The organism is Streptomyces sp. NBC_01428 (assembly GCF_036231965.1).
Taxonomy (GTDB): Bacteria; Actinomycetota; Actinomycetes; order Streptomycetales; family Streptomycetaceae; genus Streptomyces.
In genome coordinates this window covers 5,831,418-5,848,965 of record NZ_CP109499.1, presented here as the reverse complement: position 1 = coordinate 5,848,965, position 17,548 = coordinate 5,831,418, and the positions used below count along the sequence as shown (strand labels likewise).

The 17,548-nt window shown below is 72.1% G+C and carries 16 protein-coding genes and 1 tRNA gene; 8 read left to right on the top strand and 9 right to left on the bottom strand.

The genetic code is table 11. The features are described from left to right. Positions 1-34: 34 nt before the first annotated feature. Both OG406_RS25395 and OG406_RS25390 read left to right on the top strand, forming a co-directional pair. Positions 35-107, top strand: a tRNA-His gene (locus tag OG406_RS25395). 95 nt (positions 108-202) lie between these two features. Then, positions 203-706: a GNAT family N-acetyltransferase gene (locus tag OG406_RS25390; protein WP_266613930.1), complete on the top strand. Its 504-nt coding sequence runs from the start codon at positions 203-205 to the stop codon at positions 704-706. Between the two features lie 2 nt (positions 707-708). Here OG406_RS25390 and OG406_RS25385 read toward each other — a convergent pair whose 3' ends face one another. The 3 genes from OG406_RS25385 to OG406_RS25375 form a co-directional block, all read right to left on the bottom strand. After that, positions 709-1,536 (bottom strand): serine/threonine protein kinase, encoded by an 828-nt coding sequence (locus OG406_RS25385; RefSeq protein ID WP_164370629.1) that lies wholly within the window; start codon positions 1,534-1,536, stop codon positions 709-711. Between the two features lie 229 nt (positions 1,537-1,765). After that, positions 1,766-2,107, bottom strand: coding sequence for a hypothetical protein (locus tag OG406_RS25380; protein ID WP_164370630.1), 342 nt, complete (start codon positions 2,105-2,107; stop codon positions 1,766-1,768). A gap of 336 nt (positions 2,108-2,443) precedes the next feature. Next, positions 2,444-3,499: a LacI family DNA-binding transcriptional regulator gene (locus tag OG406_RS25375; protein WP_164370631.1), complete on the bottom strand. Its 1,056-nt coding sequence runs from the start codon at positions 3,497-3,499 to the stop codon at positions 2,444-2,446. A 388-nt stretch (positions 3,500-3,887) separates the two neighbouring features. Here OG406_RS25375 and OG406_RS25370 point away from each other — a divergent pair, with 388 nt between their 5' ends. The 4 genes from OG406_RS25370 (at position 3,888) to OG406_RS25355 (ending at position 8,677) form a co-directional block, all read left to right on the top strand. Continuing rightward, positions 3,888-5,213: an ABC transporter substrate-binding protein gene (locus OG406_RS25370; RefSeq protein WP_164370632.1), complete on the top strand. Its 1,326-nt coding sequence runs from the start codon at positions 3,888-3,890 to the stop codon at positions 5,211-5,213. After that, positions 5,210-6,238 carry a carbohydrate ABC transporter permease gene (locus OG406_RS25365; RefSeq protein ID WP_081217423.1) on the top strand — a complete coding sequence of 343 codons (1,029 nt, stop codon included), beginning with the start codon at positions 5,210-5,212 and terminating at the stop codon, positions 6,236-6,238. The genes OG406_RS25370 and OG406_RS25365 overlap by 4 nt, the downstream gene beginning before the upstream one ends. After that, a complete protein-coding gene (locus tag OG406_RS25360) occupies positions 6,235-7,143 on the top strand; it encodes a carbohydrate ABC transporter permease (RefSeq protein ID WP_329187925.1) in 909 nt (302 codons plus the stop codon). Before OG406_RS25365 ends, OG406_RS25360 begins: the two co-directional genes overlap by 4 nt. A gap of 103 nt (positions 7,144-7,246) precedes the next feature. Beyond that, positions 7,247-8,677 carry a GH1 family beta-glucosidase gene (locus tag OG406_RS25355; protein WP_164370634.1) on the top strand — a complete coding sequence of 477 codons (1,431 nt, stop codon included), beginning with the start codon at positions 7,247-7,249 and terminating at the stop codon, positions 8,675-8,677. Between the two features lie 178 nt (positions 8,678-8,855). Here OG406_RS25355 and OG406_RS25350 read toward each other — a convergent pair whose 3' ends face one another. The 3 genes from OG406_RS25350 to OG406_RS25340 form a co-directional block, all read right to left on the bottom strand. After that, positions 8,856-10,334, bottom strand: a complete 1,479-nt coding sequence (locus tag OG406_RS25350) for a glycoside hydrolase family 18 protein (protein ID WP_329187924.1) — start codon at positions 10,332-10,334, stop codon at positions 8,856-8,858. 325 nt (positions 10,335-10,659) lie between these two features. Continuing rightward, positions 10,660-12,036, bottom strand: a complete 1,377-nt coding sequence (locus tag OG406_RS25345) for a sensor histidine kinase (protein ID WP_164370636.1) — start codon at positions 12,034-12,036, stop codon at positions 10,660-10,662. Beyond that, positions 12,033-12,737 (bottom strand): response regulator transcription factor, encoded by a 705-nt coding sequence (locus OG406_RS25340; RefSeq protein WP_081217427.1) that lies wholly within the window; start codon positions 12,735-12,737, stop codon positions 12,033-12,035. Before OG406_RS25340 ends, OG406_RS25345 begins: the two co-directional genes overlap by 4 nt. Positions 12,738-12,893: 156 nt before the next feature. Here OG406_RS25340 and OG406_RS25335 point away from each other — a divergent pair, with 156 nt between their 5' ends. Beyond that, a complete protein-coding gene (locus OG406_RS25335) occupies positions 12,894-13,418 on the top strand; it encodes a hypothetical protein (RefSeq protein ID WP_164370637.1) in 525 nt (174 codons plus the stop codon). Between the two features lie 41 nt (positions 13,419-13,459). On the opposite strand, the gene OG406_RS25330 is transcribed toward OG406_RS25335, so the two are convergent. Both OG406_RS25330 and OG406_RS25325 read right to left on the bottom strand, forming a co-directional pair. After that, complete coding sequence (locus OG406_RS25330; RefSeq protein WP_267050890.1) at positions 13,460-14,362, bottom strand: spermidine synthase; 903 nt, start codon at positions 14,360-14,362, stop codon at positions 13,460-13,462. Positions 14,363-14,439: 77 nt separating this feature from the next. Beyond that, positions 14,440-14,877 carry a hypothetical protein gene (locus OG406_RS25325; RefSeq protein ID WP_164370639.1) on the bottom strand — a complete coding sequence of 146 codons (438 nt, stop codon included), beginning with the start codon at positions 14,875-14,877 and terminating at the stop codon, positions 14,440-14,442. Between the two features lie 297 nt (positions 14,878-15,174). Between OG406_RS25325 and OG406_RS25320 the strand changes: the two genes are divergently transcribed. Then, complete coding sequence (locus OG406_RS25320; protein ID WP_329187920.1) at positions 15,175-16,722, top strand: DUF3824 domain-containing protein; 1,548 nt, start codon at positions 15,175-15,177, stop codon at positions 16,720-16,722. A gap of 37 nt (positions 16,723-16,759) precedes the next feature. Here the strand turns inward: OG406_RS25320 and OG406_RS25315 are convergent, their stop codons facing one another. Beyond that, complete coding sequence (locus OG406_RS25315; protein WP_081217430.1) at positions 16,760-17,356, bottom strand: histidine phosphatase family protein; 597 nt, start codon at positions 17,354-17,356, stop codon at positions 16,760-16,762. Positions 17,357-17,548: the final 192 nt, after the last annotated feature.

The window sequence follows — 17,548 nt, the reverse complement described above, 5'->3', positions numbered from 1 at the left end:
TCGGCCGGTCGGAGAAGCACGAAGACCGGACATGGTGGGTGTAGCTCAGTTGGTAGAGCACCTGGTTGTGGTCCAGGTGGCCGCGGGTTCAAGTCCCGTCACTCACCCTGAGTAGTCAGCCGGTGACCTGTTGAACAGGTCACCGGCTGATTGCGTTCCCGGGGTGCCCCGGCCCCCCGGGCGGCCGCCGAACGGAGACGCCATGGACCCCGAGCCCGACACCACCACCGCCCGGCTCGACCTGGTCCCCCTGCGCGCCGCGCACGCCGAGGAGATGGCCGCCGTGCTGTCCGATCCGGCGCTGCACGCGTTCATCGGCGGGGAGCCGCTCACCGCCGAGGCGCTGCGGGCGCGGTACGAACGGCTCGTCGCGGGCTCCCCGGACCCCGCCGTCGTCTGGTGCAACTGGGTGCTCCGGGCGCGTCCGGAGGGGTGCCTGGTGGGGACCGTCCAGGCCACCGTCGAGGGGGAGGCCGCGGAGATCGCCTGGGTGGTGGGGACGCCCTGGCAGGGGCGCGGGTACGCGGTGGAGGCGGCCCGGTCCCTGGTCCCGCTGCTGACCGGCGCGTTCGGCGTCCGTACGGTCGTCGCGCATGTCCACCCCGCGCACCACGCCTCCGCCGCCGTCGCCGCGGCGGCGGGTCTTTCGCCGACCGACGCGTGGCAGGACGGCGAGGTCCGCTGGGAACTGACGGTGCGTGGCTGAGGTCAGCGCTGCCGGGCGCCGCCGGCCGTGCGCCACGCCGCCGCGAAGTGGTGGACGTCGGGGAAGCGGTCGTCCGGAGCGGGGAACGTGGCGCGCTCGACGACCGCCAGCAGTTCCGGGGTGCCGCGCCAGGCCCGTTCCTCGTCGCCCGCGTCGAGCAGCAGACGGGCCGCCCGGCCGAGCGTGAAGACGGTCGTCCGGGTGTCGATCACGGCCCCGCGCTCGAACTCCTCGGGCGCCATGAACCGTCGTGAGCCCGGCAGCCGCTCCTCGTCGAGGACGAAGGGGCCGGGCCGGTACGCGTCGAGGTCGACGAGGTGGACCGTCCGGCCGGTGAAGTCGTAGAGCAGCGTGCCGTCGTAGAAGTCGACGGCGACATGACCGGCGGCCTCGACGGCGAGGTGGGCGTCGAGGACCCGGTCGTAGGCACGCAGGATGTCGGCGACGGGCAGGGACCGGAAGCGGGCCATCGGGCTGCCCGGGGCCGTACGGTCCCGTGGGTTGCCCTCCGTGGGGTGGTGGAGCACCTCGCCCTCGCGCCACGGCATGACCACCGCCCACCCGTCCCGGACGGCCATCCGGTGGACCTGGGGCACGATCGCGGTGTGCCGGACGGACCGGTGGAACGCCCATCCCCGGTCGAGCGAGCGGCGGCCCCGTTCGTCGGCGGCCTCCTTGACGAACCAGCGGGCGCCGTCGAGAAGGCGCACTCCGTAGGACACACACCCGGAGTCCTGCTCACGGAACACCGTGAACACTTCACCCACCCGGCCCAAGTACGTCTCCACGGCGGGCACTTCGTCGACTCCGAGCAAGGGATGCAGGACCATGCCCATCAGCCTGCCCTACCGAGCCCTCCGAAGGGACGGAAACCGCAGGCCAGGCATTCCGGGCGCGTCGAACCCGCCCGTGCGGGAGGTGGCGGGGCGGCGGGCGCACGAGAAGTGCCCTCCGCTCCGGGCGAGAGACCTGGGAGGTCCCGCGTCCCGGTGCGGAGGGCACTTCCGGGCCGTCACTCGAGCTCACGGTCCGGACGCGGCCGCGAGAGGGAGGTGAGGGTCAGCAGGCCTTGTTCTTGATGCCCGAGCCCTTGGTCCAGGCGACCCCGCCGTAGGCGAAGGACTCCTTCTTGTTCTTGCCGATCGAGAGGTCCGGGTCCCGCCGTGCGGCCACCGTGACGCTGAAGCACGCCGTGCGGGCGCAGCTGTTCTTCACCTCGACCATGCGGTTGAAGCGCTTGTTGTACCAGCGGACGACCGTCACGCAACCGGCCGCCTGCGACGACGCCTGCGACACTCGCGGCGCCGTCCCGTTCGACACGGCCATCGCCTGGCCTCCGAAGCCGGCCAGCGATCCCGCGAGCGCGGTCGCGACGGTGGCAAGGGCTACAGTCCTGCGCATTGCTTCCCCCTGATCATCGATGTGGGGGGACACGAAAAGGTCCTGGTCAGGGACCGCTTCCCCCCGGTTCGACGGCAACGCTAGTCCAGACGGATCAGCGGTCTCCACAGGTATTCCCAGGCCACGGCACCAGCGGGCCGGGGACGGCTGAAAGATCCCTTCCGTTTGCATCCGCCACGGGCGGGAATCTGCGCACACCGCCTCACCACAAGGGTCGAAGCCCGTTGTGCGAACGACACGGTTGCCACATGTGACGCTCAACACGACCGCTTCCGGCCAGTGGTTCAACGCTGGAAGGTGTTCGCCCGCGGCCCGGGAGCAGCCGGAGCACCGGGACTACGAAGACGCCCGCACCACCAGCTCGGCGGGCAGCACCAGTTGGCGCTGCTCCAGGGTGCGGGAGGTGGCGGGGCGGCGGTCCGCTATTTCGCCGAGGAGGAGGTCGGTCATCGCGCGGCCCATGTCCTCGATGGGCTGGCGGACGCTGGTGAGGGGCGGTTCCATGTGGCGGGCTATGGCCGAGTCGTCGTAGCCGATCAGGGCCACGTCGTCCGGGATGCGGCGGCCGGTCTCGCGCAGGACCTGGCGGGCGCCCGCCGCCATGACGTCGGAGCCGGCGAAGACCGCGTCGAGGTCGGGGCAGCGCTCCAGCAGCAGGGTCATGGCCCGGCGGCCGCCCTCCTCGGTGAAGTCGCCCGGCACGATCAGCAGGTCGTCCACCGGACGGCCCGCGTCGAGCAGTCCCTGGCGGTATCCGGCGACGCGCTGCTGGGCTCCGTACACATCCATGCGGCCGGCGAGATGGACGATGGAGCGCCGGCCGCGGGCGACCAGGTGCTGCACGGCGGCGCGGCCCCCGCCGTAGTTGTCGGAGTCCACCGACGGCAGCGTCTCCTCGGCCGAGCGCCGGCCGCTGATCACCGCCGGGATCTCCAGCTGGGAGAGCAGGTCGGGCAGCGGGTCGTCCGCGTGCACCGAGACGAGCAGCACCCCGTCCACGCGGTGCGCCGCCAGGTACTGGGCGAGGCGCTCCCGCTCCCGGTCGCTGCCCGCGAAGATCAGCAGCAACTGCATCTCGGTGTCGGAGAGTTCCGCCCCGACACCGCGCAGCATGTCCGAGAAGTACGGTTCCGCGAAGAACCGGGTCTCCGGCTCGGGGACCACCAGGGCGATGGCGTCCGTGCGGTTGGCGGCCAGGGCCCGGGCCGCCGTGTTGGGGACGTACCCGAGTTCGGCGACCGCCGCCTCGACCGCGGCGCGGGTCGCGTCGCTGACCCGCGGGGAGCCGTTGATCACCCGGGAGACCGTGCCGCGGCCCACGCCGGCGCGCGCGGCCACCTCTTCGAGGGTGGGCCGCCCGCCGCTGCGGCCCCGCGCTCCGTGGACTGCCATGGGCTTCGCCCTCCCGTCGACACCAAGTGGCCTGGAATCTAACAGCCCCGTCCGCCGAGGTGAGCGCCGCTCACGTCCGCGTGGGGGCCCTTCCCGCACCCCGGCGCTCGCCTTCGGGCTCCGAAGGGGCTATAAGACAACTCTGGCCATGTAGCGGAATGACATCTTCAGCTAACAGGCCGATAACTGAACGCATCTCTCCGCTCCCCCACCCTTGACACCCCCGCGGGAACCGACGACTCTTCAACACATCACTGGTGGGAGCGCTCCCACAGTACCTGACACATACACAACCCGCACGTTCCCCGCCCGAGCCGCAGCGAGTAACAACGGGCGCCACCAATGCAGTTGGCCGGGGGGTCGGCACGTCAGGCAACAGGAGGACGCAATGCGCACGAGTACCCGCCGATCCCGCAGGCTGGGGGCCATCGCGGCCGTCGCCGCGCTCGCCACGGGGCTGCTGGCCGGCTGTTCCAGCGACCCGGACAGCGGCTCGTCGGACGCGAACAACGGGGGCGACGCCAAGGGCAAGACGACCCTGTCCGTCGGCACCTTCGGCGTCTTCGGCTACAAGCAGGCCGGTCTGTACGACGAGTACATGAAGCAGCACCCGGACATCTCGATCAAGGAGAACGTCACCACCCGCACCGACGTCTACTGGCCCAAGACGCTCACCCGTCTGCAGGCCGGCTCCGGCACCGACGACATCCAGGCGATCGAGGTCGGCAACATAACGGAGGCCGTCCAGACCCAGGCCGACAAGTTCGTCGACCTCGGCAAGGAGGTCGACAAGTCGCAGTGGCTGGACTGGAAGCTCGCCCAGGCCACCAACAAGGACGGCAAGACCATCGCGCTCGGTACGGACATCGGCCCGATGGCGATCTGCTACCGCAAGGACCTGTTCAAGAAGGCCGGTCTGGAGACCGACCGCACCAAGCTCGCCGCGCAGTGGAAGGGCGACTGGGCCAAGTACGTCGACCTCGGCAAGCAGTACATGAAGAAGGCGCCGAGCGGCACCAAGTTCGTGGACTCCGCCTCCTCGGTCTACAACGCGGCCCTCGGTGGCGAGAGCCAGCGGTACTACGACAAGGACGGCAACGTCATCTGGGACAAGTCCACGGGCGTGAAGAAGTCCTGGAACGCCGCGATGACGGTGGCGACCAGCGACATGTCGGCGAAGCTGAAGCAGTTCGACCCGACGTGGGACCAGGGCTTCGCCAAGGGTTCCTTCGCGACGGTGGCCTGCCCCGCCTGGATGATGGGCTACATCCAGGAGAAGTCCGGTGACGCCGGCAAGGGCAAGTGGGACGTGGCGGCCGCGCCGACCGCGGCCAACTGGGGCGGTTCGTTCATCGGCGTGCCGACGGCGGGCAAGCACCAGAAGGAGGCCATCGCCCTGGCCAAGTGGCTGACCGCGCCCGAGCAGCAGGCGAAGGTCTTCGCCAAGCAGGCCAGCTTCCCGTCGACGCCCGCGGCGTACGACACCCTGAAGCCGGCGACCGCGACGACGTCGTACTTCTCGGACGCGCCGATCACCCAGATCTTCGCCGACTCGGCGAAGACCATCCCGGTCCAGAACTTCGGCACCAAGGACCAGCCGATCGGCACCGCGATCACCGACGTGGGCATCCTCCAGGTCGAGCAGAAGGGCAAGTCCCCCTCGCAGGGCTGGAACGCGGCCAAGGCGGAGATCAAGGACGTGCTCGGCCAGTGACCAGCTCCAAGCAGGCTCTCGCGCACCCCGCGACGAGCGCCGACGCCGCGCCCGGCTCCCAGCCGGGCGCGGCCCGGGGCGCTCAGGGTCGCGGTACGCCACCGCCGGGCCCGGACTCCTGGCGCAGCCGGCTGTACCGCTGGGACATGAAGGCGTCGCCGTACGCGTTCATCGCCCCCTTCTTCATCTTCTTCGGGGCCTTCGGGCTCGTGCCGCTGCTCTACACGGCCTGGTACTCGCTGCACAACGTGCAGCTCTCCGGCCTGGACCACCAGACCTGGGCCGGTCTCGACAACTACAAGAACCTGCTGTCCTCGGAGTTCTTCTGGAACGCCCTGGAGAACACCTTCACCATCGGCGTGATCTCCACGGTGCCGCAGCTGGTCATGGCCCTCGGGATCGCCCACCTGCTCAACTACCGGCTGCGCGGCTCGACCGTGTGGCGGGTCGTGATGCTCACCCCGTACGCCACCTCGGTGGCGGCGGCGACGCTCGTCTTCACGCTGCTGTACTCGTGGGACGGCGGCATGATCAACTGGCTGCTCCACTTCGTCGGGGTCGACCCGATCAACTGGCGCGAGTCCGACTGGGGCGGCCAGTTCGCCGTCTCCTCGATCGTGATCTGGCGGTGGACCGGCTACAACGCGCTGATCTACCTGGCGGCGATGCAGGCGATCCCCGCCGACCTGTACGAGTCGGCGGCGCTGGACGGCGCGGGCCGCTGGCAGCAGTTCCGCCACGTGACGGTCCCCATGCTGCGGCCGACGATCCTGTTCACCGTGGTCGTCTCCACCATCGGCGCGACGCAGGTCTTCGGTGAGCCGCTCCTGTTCGGCGGGGTCAGCGGGTCGAAGGGCGGCTCCGCGCACCAGTACCAGACGCTCGGCCTCTACATGTACGACCAGGGCTGGACCATCGGCAACCTCGGCAAGGCGTCGGCGATCGCGTGGACCATGTTCCTGATCCTGCTGATCATCGCCGTGATCAACCTGCTGGTCACCCGACGGCTGAGGAAATCCCAATGACCACCACTGAACTGACTGCACCTCAGGCAGGGGCGAAGGAGCCGGAGGACCGGGTCCCCGGGCGCCGCAGGATCATCGGCGCGGGCAAGCAGCTCCACGCGGGCCCGGTCACCTATCTCGTCCTGACCGTCCTCGCGCTGGTCTCGCTCGCTCCGCTGGTCTGGACGGCCATCGCGGCCTCCCGCAACAACGAGCGGCTGGCACAGTCGCCGCCCCCGCTGTGGTTCGGCGGGAACCTGTTCAAGAACCTCCAGGCCGCGTGGGAGCAGGCCGGGCTCGGCACCGCGATGGTCAACTCCACGATCGTCGCCGGGACCATCACCGTCGGCACGGTCGTGTTCTCCACGCTCGCCGGATTCGCCTTCGCCAAGCTGCGGTTCAGGTTCTCCGGCCTGCTGCTGGTGCTCACCATCGGCACGATGATGATCCCGCCGCAGCTCGCGGTCGTCCCGCTGTACCTGTGGATGAGCAACCTCGGCTGGTCCAACCAGCTGCAGACGGTCATCCTGCCCACCCTGGTGAGCGCCTTCGGCACGTTCTTCATGCGGCAGTACCTCGTGCAGGCGCTGCCCACCGAGCTGATCGAGGCGGCGCGGGTCGACGGCGCCAGCAGTCTGCGGGTCGTCTGGCACGTCGTCTTCCCGGCGGCGCGGCCGGCCATGGCGGTACTCGGCCTGCTGACGTTCGTGATGGCCTGGAACGACTTCCTGTGGCCGATCATCGCGCTCAACCAGCAGAACCCGACCGTGCAGGTCGCCCTGAACTCGCTGGGCACCGGATACATCCCCGACCAGGCCGTCATCATGGCGGGCGCGCTGCTCGGCACCCTGCCGCTGCTCATCGCCTTCCTGCTGTTCGGCAAGCAGATCGTGGGCGGGATCATGCAGGGCGCGATCAAGGGCTGACCGCTCGCCCGGGGGCCGGGCCACCGCTGCCCCGGCCCCCGTACTCCCGCCTCTCCCCCTCCTCCAACCCGTCGGTCTTCACGACCCCCTTGGGAGCGCTTCCATGCCTGAGTCCGTATCGCCCCTGACCTTCCCTCCGGCCTTTCTCTGGGGTGCGGCGACCTCCGCGTACCAGATCGAGGGGGCGGTGCGGGAGGACGGCCGCACCCCCTCGATCTGGGACACCTTCAGTCATACGCCGGGCAGGACGGCCGGCGGCGAGCACGGCGACATCGCTGTCGACCACTACCACCGCTACCGCGACGACGTGGCCCTGATGGCCGACCTCGGCCTGGGCGCGTACCGCTTCTCGGTCTCCTGGTCGCGGGTGCAGCCGACCGGCCGGGGTCCCGCCGTGCAGCGCGGCCTCGACTTCTACCGCCGGCTGGTGGACGAGTTGCTCGCGCACGGCATCAAGCCCGCCGTGACCCTCTACCACTGGGACCTGCCGCAGGAGCTGGAGGACGCGGGCGGCTGGCCCGAGCGGGAGACCGCGCTGCGGTTCGCGGAGTACGCGCAGATCGTGGGCGAGGCGCTCGGCGACCGCGTCGAGCAGTGGATCACCCTCAACGAGCCCTGGTGCAGCGCGTTCCTCGGCTACGGCTCCGGGGTGCACGCTCCCGGCCGGACGGACCCGGTGGCCGCCCTGCGCGCGGCCCACCACCTCAACCTGGCCCACGGACTCGGCACGTCGGCGCTGCGTTCCGTGATGCCGTCCCGCAACTCGGTCGCGGTGAGCCTCAACTCCTCGGTGGTCAGGCCCGTTTCGCAGGACCCGGCGGACCTGGACGCCGTGCAGCGCATCGACGACCTCGCCAACGGCATCTTCCACGGACCGATGCTGCACGGCGCGTACCCGCAGACGCTCCTCGCGGCGACCCGGTCGGTCACCGACTGGTCGTTCGTCCAGGAGGGCGACCTCAAGACGATCAAGCAGCCGCTGGACGCGCTCGGTCTCAACTACTACACGCCGACGCTGGTCTCGGCCGCAGAGGCGCCCGCGGACGGTCCGCGCGCTGACGGTCACGGTGCCAGCTCGCACTCCCCCTGGCCCGGGGCGGACGACGTCGCGTTCCACCAGACGCCGGGCGAGCGCACGGAGATGGGCTGGACGATCGACCCGTCGGGTCTGCACGATCTGATCATGCGTTACACCCGCGAGGTGCCGGGCCTGCCGCTGTACGTGACGGAGAACGGCGCCGCCTACGACGACAAGCCGGACCCGGACGGACGCGTCCACGACCCCGAGCGCATCGCCTACCTGAACGGCCACCTGTCCGCCGTGCACCGGGCGATCGCCGACGGCGCGGACGTCCGCGGCTACTACCTCTGGTCCCTGCTGGACAACTTCGAGTGGGCGTACGGCTACGGCAAGCGGTTCGGCGCGGTGTACGTCGACTACGCGACCCAGGTCCGCACCCCGAAGTCGAGCGCCCACTGGTACGGCCAGGCCGCACGCACCGGAACGCTCGCGCCGGTCGCGCCCGCCGAGTAGGCCGGGCGCGCGGGCCCGCGCGGGGGGGAACAAGGGGCGGGGACACGGGAACGGGGCGCGGCACCGAGGGGGGTGCCGCGCCCCGATGTGTCTCCGGGCGGGGAGGAACGCCACGACGCCCCGGCCGGGTGGGGGGTGCGGAGTCCGGCCGGGGCGCGCAACCCCCGTTTTCGGATGGCTACTTGTAGGCCCCGAAGGCCTTCGAGAAGGCGCCGTCGCTCTGCGTGATGGAGGAGCAGACCGGGTCGGCGGAGTTCTTGGCGCCGCCGGCGCACTGCTTGTCGCGGGTCGCGGACCACATGGAGAGCCAGCCGAGGCCCTTCGACTGCGCGAACGTCACGAGCTGCGCGGCGTCGTCGACCTTGAAGACCTCGGACGAGACGTCGTTGACGCCGATCATCGGGGTGACGGCGACGGCCTTCCACGCGGCGCTGTCGGAGAGGCCGAGGACCCCCTTGATCTGCGCCTGGGTGGCGGTGGCGGCCTGCTCGGCGTAGGTGCCCATGTCACCGCTGTACGCGGGGCCGTAGTCCATCGCCATGATGTTCACGGTGGTGATCCGCACGCCGTTCGACTTGGCGTTGGAGAGGAGGTTCACGCCGTCCTGGGTGAGGCCCTCGGGCATGACCGGCAGGGTGAACGAGACGTCCAGGCCGGGGTGCTGCTGCTGGAGCTTGGCGATGGCCTTCGCGCGGGTGGTGTTCGCGGCCGTGTTCGGCAGCGCCCCGCCCTCGATGTCGAAGTCGACCTTCGTGAGCTTGTACGCGTCGACGGCCTTGCCGTACGCCGCGGCGAGCGCGTCCGCCGAGGAGCAGGTGGTGGCCAGCTCGGAGCCGGAGGCGCCGCCGAAGGAGACCCGGACGTCGCCGCCCTTGGCGCGCAGCGCGCCGATCTGGGAGGCCACCGCGTCGCTCGCGAGGTCGCTGACGCCGCCCCACTTGGGGGTGCAGCCGCCGCCGTCGGTGATGAAGGCGAGGTTGTAGTTCTTCACGCCGGTGGCCTCGGCCGCCTTGACGAGGTCGAAGGCCGGGTAGAGCGAGGTGTCGACGTAGGGCGCGAAGCCCGCCGTCGTGGCGCTGCCGCTGCCCGAGCTCTGGGTGGGGGTCGCGGTGGTGGCCGTCGCGGTGGGCTTCGGGCTCTCGCTCTGCGAAGCGGTGGCGGTCGGCACGGGGCTCGCCGTGGGGCTCGCGGACTCGCTCGGGCGGCCGCTCGGTTCGGGCGTCGCGCCGCCGTCCACCGAACACCTGGCGTCGTCGATGAGACAGCCGGTCGGGTCGGCGGTGCCGTTCACGACGAATCCGACGGTGACGGTCGCACCGGGCGCCAGCCCGTCCTTGTCCCAGGACGGGGGGCTCACGGTCACGTGCTGACCGCTCACCTTCGACGTGGCGTTCCACAGCGAGCCGAGCGTGTTGCCGGAGGGCAGGTCGAACTCCAGCTTCCAGTCCTTCTTCGCCTGGGCGGTGTCGTTGGTGACGACGTACTGCGCGGTGTATCCGGTCGACCAGTCGCTGGTCTTCGTGTACGCCGCGCCGACGCTCGCCGCCTGCGCGCTGCCGGTGAACAGGAGGGCGCCGCCGCCTACCACGGCCGCGGCGACCACGCCGCCTATCGCCTTGTTCCTGCCACTGACCTTGCGCCGGTGCGTACTGCTCATCGCGTGCCTGCCTTCGCGGTTTCACGGGGTTCTCAGGGGGGGTCCCATGGGGGTGCGGCACACGCTAGCGATCCGGAATCGGTCAAACCGGCCCATCCGGGCGGAGGTTGAGGATCTTAGGGTCCGCTTAAGGAAGGCATCGGGGACGGTTAAAGGTCGAGACCAATATGGGCGGTTCGGCGGGGGCGGCGCGGGGGCGGGGAACGGCCGGCACGGGGGCGGATCGGCCCGGCGCGGGGCGGATCGTCCCGGCGCGCGGCCGCGACCGGACGGCCGGTCCGTCGTGGTCACCCGCGGCCGGAGCTCCGTTTCTCGTCGGGCGTGCTCAGCTCACGCCGGCGCCGCGCCTGCGGCGGCGGACCGTCCCCCGGTGGCCGCGGCGGACCGGCGCCCGGCCGTCCAGCTGGATCCAGATGCGCACCTCGGTCCCGCCCAGCACGGAGGAACCGATCCGTACGTCACCGCCGGTCGACTCCGCGAGCCGGCGCACGATGTCCAGGCCGAGCCCGGTCGAGCCGTCGTTGCCCGAGCCGCGGCCGCGCGCCATGGCGGCCTCGGGGTCCACGATGCCGGGTCCCGCGTCCGAGACCAGCACGATCACCGCGTCCTCGCCGTTGTGCACGTCGACCGCGAACGCCGTGCCCTCGGCGGTGTGCCGGAAGACGTTGCCGAGGAGGGCGTCGAGCGCGGCCGCGAGATCGGCGCGGGCCACGGGGATGCGGACCGGCCGGTCCACCCCGGCCACGCGCACCTTGCGGCCCTCGTCCTCGGCGAGCGCCGACCAGAAGTCCATCCGCTCACGGACCACTTCGGCCGCGTCGCAGCCGGCGCCGACTCCGATCGCCGCGGTCTGCGGCTTGGCGTCCCGGGCCGTCCGGATGATCGTGTCGACCTCGCGCTCCAGCTGCTCGACGGCGGCCCGGGTCTGTTCGGCCGCCGGACCGTCGCCGAGCGAGGCGGTGTTGAGGCGGAGCACGGTCAGCGGGGTGCGCAGCCGGTGCGAGAGGTCGGCGGCCAGCTCTCGTTCGTTGGCGAGGAGTTGGACGACCTGGTCGGCCATCGCGTTGAACGCGACGGCGGCCAGCCGCAGTTCGGTGGGCCCTTCCTCGGGCACCCGGGAGCCCAGCTTCCCCTCGCCCAGCTCGTGCGCGCTCTCGACCAGGCGCTGCGCGGGCTGGACCATACGGATGCCGAGCCGGTCGGCGACCGCCACGGAGCCGATGATGAGCGCGACGCCGACCGCGGCGAGGACCGCCCAGGCGGTGCCCACGCCGTTGCTGACCTCGGCCTCGGGGACGTACACCTCGACGACCGCGATCTCGCCCGAGCTGATGGCGATGGGCTGGAGCAGGGTCGATCCGCCGGCCACCTCCGTGGTGGAGGCCCGGCCGAGCTTGCGGGTCATGGCGATGTCCTCGGCGGCGGCACGCCGCTTGCCGATCTCGACCGCCGGTTCCCGGTCGGCGGCGGGTATGTGCACGCCGATGCCCGCGTCCGAGCCGGCCGAGGCGACGACGCGGTCCAGCTCGTCCCGGTCGGTGGTGATGGAGAGGGCGGGCGCGATGGCGGCGGCCTCCCGCTCGGCGTTCGAGAACGCCCGGTCGCGTGCCATCTCCTTGATGACCAGGCCGAGCGGCACCGCGAAGGCGACGACGACCATCGTGGTCACCGCCACGCAGACCTTGACCAGGGCCCACCTCACAGCGGTCGCTCCGCTCTCGGCGGCTCCAGCTTCACGCCGACGCCGCGCAGGGTGTGCAGATAGCGCGGCCGTGCCGCCGTCTCGCCCAGCTTCCGGCGCAGCCAGGACAGATGGACGTCGATGGTCTGGTCGTCGCCGTACGCCTGCTGCCACACCTCGGCGAGCAGCTCCTTGCGCGGGACGACGACGCCGGGGCGGCCGGCGAGGAAGGCGAGCAGGTCGAACTCGCGCCGGGTGAGGTCGAGTCGTACGCCGTCCAGTTCGGCCTGGCGGCGCAGCGGGTCGATGGCGAGGCCGCCGACGCGGATGACCGTGGACGGCGGGGCGTCGGCCGTGCTCGTGCGGGAACGGCGCAGCACGGCGGCCATCCGCGCCGACAGGTGCTCGACCGAGAACGGCTTGGTCAGGTAGTCGTCCGCGCCGTCGTTCAGCAGGCGGACGATCTCCGTCTCGTCGTCCCGCGCGGTGGCGATGATGACCGGCACGTCGGTGATGCCGCGCAGCATCTTCAGCGCCTCGGACCCGTCCAGATCGGGCAGTCCGAGGTCGAGGATCACGACGTCGAAGGAGAAATGGGCGACCTCGCGCAGCGCCTCCAGGGCCGTACCGACGCTGCGCACGGTGTGTGCGGCCTCGGTCAGATGCCGGATGAGGGCCGAGCGCACGAACTGGTCGTCCTCGACCACGAGCACACTTGCCATGGGCGGCACCGTAGCCCATCCGGGCGATGGCCCAGGGTGCCTGTGGACAACCTGTGCCGGGCACCTGTGGACAATCCCGGCCGGACGTCCGCGGCGCCTCCCGGCGGTGCCGGGTCCCTGAGACACCCGTGGGGCGCGTGGTGCAGTATGGCCGCGATGCGCAGAGGATTCGTACACGTACTCGCGTGGTCGCTCGCCACGGGCGCGGCGGTCACACTGTCGTGGTGGGGTGTGCACACGGTGATGACGGGGACGGCGTACGACCCGCCGCGCGCCCTGCCCATCACGGCGGCCGGCGCGACGACGCAGGAGTCGAAGCCACTGGCCTCCTCGACCCATCGGGCCGAGCCGTCGAAGAAGGCGTCGGGCAGGCCGTCGGCGACGCCGCGGCCGAGCGCGACACCGTCGGCGTCCGCGACACCGGGCGGCAGCCCCCCGCCCGCCTCCCCCAGCGCCTCCGGCCAGGTCAAGAGCTACGACACCGACGGCGGCCGGGCGGTCTTCGACATCGGTCCCGCCTACGCGACGCTGGTCTCGGCGACGCCGAAGGCCGGCTGGTCGATGCAGGTGTGGAAGACCGAGTCGTGGATCCGCGTGGAGTACTCCGCGGGCGCGGACCGGGTGTCGGTGTTCTGCACCTGGCACGACGGGCCGCCCCGCGTGGAGATCGGGACGTACTGACGTCCCGCCGGGCCCGGTCCTGCCGTGGATGGGGCTCCGGGTCAGCGGAAGACCGAGGGCGGCGGGGCCGGTGACGCCACGGCCACCGCGTCGGTGACCGGCACGGCGCCGCCCGTGAAGTCGGCGAGCTGCCTGCCGTGTTCGACCCGCGCGGGGTGCGGGTCGGAGGCCGCGCGGCGGGTGAGTTCGGCGACCGGGAGCGGCAGCCCGGAGGCGACGAGGACGGCGTTGCCGAAGCGTTTGCCGCGCAGCACCGCCGGGTCGGCGATCAGGGCGAGTTCGGGGAAGACGGCGGCCACGGTGGCGATCTGGCCGCGGAGGTGGGCGAGCGGCGGTCCGTCGGCGAGGTTCGCGGCGTAGACCCCGGAGGCCTTCAGAGCGCGGCGGACCTCGGTGACGAACTCGACGGACGTGAGGTGGGCCGGGGTGCGCGCGCCGCTGAAGACGTCCGCTATGACCAGGTCGGCCCAGCCGTCGGGCACCTTGGCGAGACCTTCGCGGGCGTCCGTGGACCGCACTCTGATCCGGGCGTTCGGGTCCAACGGCAGCTCGCGGCGGACCAGTCGGACGAGGGCGGCGTCCCGCTCGACGACCTGCTGGGTGGACCGGGGGCGGGTCGCGGCGGCGTAGCGGGCGAGGCTGAACGCTCCGCCGCCGAGGTGCACGGCCTGCACGGGCTTGCCCGTCGGTGCGACGAGGTCGATGACGTGGCCGAGGCGGCGCTGGTACTCGAAGCTCAGGTAGGACGGGTCGTCGAGGTCCACGTGGGACTGCGGGGCGCCGTCGATGAGCAGCGTCCAGGCGCGCGCCCGGTCCCGGTCGGGCAGCAGCTCGGCGAGCCCGCCGTCGACGGTCTCGACGACCGCCTCGGCCGCCTGACCGCGCCGCGCGGCCCGTCCCGTGTCGCGGCGGTCGTCCGACCGCTGGTTCTTCGCCCGTGCCATCCCGCCATTATCGGGGGGCGCGGGGGGCTCGGCTCAGCGGCGGGTCACCGGGGACGGACGGCGGGCGGCGGGCGCGGTCACTGGCAGCCGTCCGCGGCCTCGATGAGCCGGGCCGCCTCGCCCAGTGCGGCCCGCAGCACCGCCGGGTCGGTGGCGAGGTCGGCCTCGCCGGGCGGCAGGAGCCAGTCCGAGCCCTCGACCGGGGGCTCGGGGGCCAGCCGCAGGCCGCGGCCCTCCGTCTGTGTGCAGGTGCTGCCCGGCACGTCCCAGGCGTCCGCGGTGCCCGGCGGCACCAGGAAGCCGAGGGTGTCGCAGTCGTCGTCGTGCAGCACGGGCCCCACGGCGTCGCAGGCGCCGCGGCGCAGAATGTCGACCGCCTCCAGCCCCTGACGTGCCGGAACGGTCACGAGGTCGCACTCGGCGACCGGGCGCTGGGGGGCGCCGTACTCCGGGGACGGTCCGTGCTGTGCCGTCGACAGCGGTGTACGTGCCTCGGTGCTCTGCCTGATCTGCATCCCGGCCTCCAACGGAACCCCTCCTCATGACGAGTGGGTCGGGAGTTCGGGCGGCTCCCGGTCCATCGGGTTCAACGCGCCAGGACGTCAACGGCTACGGCGAAACTGCGCCGCAAAGGATGGCAGTTCATGGCGGATCGTGGATGAGATATCCGGTTTGTAGCCAAACCCAGCGTGGTGGCGTTGTCACAGCAGGTACGTTCTTGCCCCGCCGGAAGCAGGCATCTACTGGGCACAACCCGGGCAACTCGCCCCGCCTCCGGCATGGTTCGACGGTTCGCAAGAGAGGGCCCGGCCATGGCGTCGTCAACGATGACCTCGTCCCCGTCCCCCAGGCCACCCCGGCCGAATCTCGCCTTCAGGCGGTTGCGCGGCCCGCGCTCCCCCGGCGAGTTCGCCGCGCTGGTCCGGCGGGCCGCGCGCGACATCGGCGAGCGGGTGAGCTGCGACGCGCGCTACATCGGGCGCGTCGAGGCGGGCGAGATCCGCTGTCCCAACTACGCGTACGAGCGGGTGTTCCTGCACATGTTCCCCGGCCGCACGCTGACCGACCTGGGTTTCGCACCCCGCTCATGGGTACGCGGACGCGGGGCGCGGGGCACGGACGAGGCGCTCCCCGAGCACCCCACGAGCCCTTCGCCCGCCTCGTATGAGACGGACGAGGCACGAGGGACGTACGAGACGCCGAACCCGCATCACCCCACCCCCTACGAGCCGCAGCCCCCGTACGCCGCGCACGATCCGCACGCCCCGTACGACCCGCATCCCGGATGCGATCCGTACGCCCCGTACGAGGAAAACGGTCAGAACCACGAGGAGAGCGACGTGCAGCGTCGCGCATTCATGACGGGAGGCACCGCCACCGTGGCGGCGGCCTCACTCGGACCCTTCGCGGTGGCCTTCGGCAACAGCGCCGCGGCCGCCGAACGGCGGGTCCACCGCGCGGGAACCTCCGAGGCCGGCGCCCTGGAGGAGGCGGTCCGCAAGATCCGGCTGCTCGACGACCGGCACGGGGCCGACGGCCTGTACCGGCGCGCGGCGGCCCCGCTGCGCACCGCCTACGAGCTGCTCGACGCCGGCACCACCCGGCGGGCGACCGCCGACCGGCTGTACTCCGGCGCGGGAGAACTGGCCATCTCGGTGGGCTGGCTCGCCCACGACTCCGGGCGCTTCGACGACGCCCGCTCGCACTACGCGGAGGCGCTCGCGACCGCGCGGACGGCCGACGACGGGGGCCTCGAAGCGCACGCCTTCTGCAACACCGCGTTCCTCGCCCGTGACGCCGGCCGCCCGCGCGAGGCGGTGCGCGCGGCCCAGGCGGCCCAGCGCGCGGCCCGCCCCCTCGGCTCCCCCCGCCTGCTCTCGCTGCTCGCGCTGCGCGAGGCGGGCGGCTGGGCGGGACTCGCCGACCGCAGGAGCTGCGAGCAGGCGATGGCCCGTGCGCACGCCCTCTACGAGCGCGGCCCCGCCGAGACGGACCCCGAGTGGATGACGTTCTACGGGGAGGCCGAACTGGAGGGTCTGGAGGCGCAGTGCTGGTCGATGCTGGGCGACTGGCCCCGGGCGGCCCGGCACGCCCGCCGCGCGGCCGACCTCCAGGACCCGCACTTCACCCGCAACATCGCCCTCTACACCGCCGAGCTGGCCGACGACCTGGCGCGCGGCGGGCGGCCGGACGAGGCCGCCGTCGCCGGGCTGCGCGTCCTGGAGCTGCTGAGCGAGGTCCAGTCCTCCCGCATCCAGACCATGCTGGCGGGCACGGCCCGGGTCCTGCTCCCGCACCGCAGGGCCTCGGGCGTCTCGGCGTTCCTGGACCGCCACGCGAGCCTGCCGCGCACGGCGTGAAACCCGCCGGAGCCGCGGGAATCGCCGGAATCGCCGCTCAGACGCTCAGGTGTCCGCAGTCGTTCCACGTCTCGATGGCCGGCTCGCCGTAGGCCCAGCCGAGCACCGACAGCGAGGTCGGGTTCAGGCGGACGCGGGCCGCGAAGTCCAGCGGGAGTCCGAGCCAGCGGGCGCCGATCGACCGCAGGATGTGGCCGTGGGCGAAGACCAGCACGTCACGGTCGGCGGAGCGGGCCCAGGAGACGACCTCGTCCGCGCGCGCGGTGACCTGTTCCAGGGTCTCGCCCCCGGGGACCCCGTCGCGCCAGATGAACCAGCCGGGCCGGACCGCCTGGATCTCGGCCGGGGTCATCCCCTCGTAGGCGCCGTAGTCCCACTCCATGAGCGCGTCCCAGGTGTCGGCGCGGTCCCCGAAACCGGCGAGTTCGCAGGTCTCCCGCGCGCGGACCAGCGGGCTGGTGCGCACCTCGACACCGCGGAGCCCGTCCAGGGGCGGCCGGTGCAGCCGCTCGCCCAGCAGCTTGGCGCCGCGCCGCCCCTCGTCGAGGAGGGGGATGTCGGTCCTGCCGGTGTGCTTTCCGGACAGCGACCATTCGGTCTGTCCGTGCCGGGCCAGCAGGATGCGCGGTGCCATGGAGAAGAGCCTTTCCGGGACGGGCGGCGCGAGGGGACGGGCACTCGGAACCGCTGACAAGTCGGTCACTCCATCATCGCGCACCGGCGCGCGAGGCAACCCGGGGGGCGATCTCCGCGTCTTTGAGGACCGGGGGCGCCCCTTCGGGGCGGCCGCACGCACCGTAAAATCCCATGTGGCCACACACCGCCG

Coding starts and splice junctions, on each gene's coding strand:
- OG406_RS25375 (WP_164370631.1), bottom strand. CDS start 3,499: ATGGCAGTCCACGGAGCGCGGGGCCGCAGCGGCGGGCGGCCCACCCTC.
- OG406_RS25340 (WP_081217427.1), bottom strand. CDS start 12,737: ATGGCAAGTGTGCTCGTGGTCGAGGACGACCAGTTCGTGCGCTCGGCC.
- OG406_RS25330 (WP_267050890.1), bottom strand. CDS start 14,362: ATGGCACGGGCGAAGAACCAGCGGTCGGACGACCGCCGCGACACGGGA.
- OG406_RS25385 (WP_164370629.1), bottom strand. CDS start 1,536: ATGGTCCTGCATCCCTTGCTCGGAGTCGACGAAGTGCCCGCCGTGGAG.
- OG406_RS25315 (WP_081217430.1), bottom strand. CDS start 17,356: ATGGCACCGCGCATCCTGCTGGCCCGGCACGGACAGACCGAATGGTCG.
- OG406_RS25325 (WP_164370639.1), bottom strand. CDS start 14,877: ATGCAGATCAGGCAGAGCACCGAGGCACGTACACCGCTGTCGACGGCA.
- OG406_RS25350 (WP_329187924.1), bottom strand. CDS start 10,334: ATGAGCAGTACGCACCGGCGCAAGGTCAGTGGCAGGAACAAGGCGATA.
- OG406_RS25380 (WP_164370630.1), bottom strand. CDS start 2,107: ATGCGCAGGACTGTAGCCCTTGCCACCGTCGCGACCGCGCTCGCGGGA.
- OG406_RS25390 (WP_266613930.1), top strand. CDS start 203: ATGGACCCCGAGCCCGACACCACCACCGCCCGGCTCGACCTGGTCCCC.
- OG406_RS25335 (WP_164370637.1), top strand. CDS start 12,894: ATGCGCAGAGGATTCGTACACGTACTCGCGTGGTCGCTCGCCACGGGC.
- OG406_RS25370 (WP_164370632.1), top strand. CDS start 3,888: ATGCGCACGAGTACCCGCCGATCCCGCAGGCTGGGGGCCATCGCGGCC.
- OG406_RS25355 (WP_164370634.1), top strand. CDS start 7,247: ATGCCTGAGTCCGTATCGCCCCTGACCTTCCCTCCGGCCTTTCTCTGG.
- OG406_RS25360 (WP_329187925.1), top strand. CDS start 6,235: ATGACCACCACTGAACTGACTGCACCTCAGGCAGGGGCGAAGGAGCCG.
- OG406_RS25320 (WP_329187920.1), top strand. CDS start 15,175: ATGGCGTCGTCAACGATGACCTCGTCCCCGTCCCCCAGGCCACCCCGG.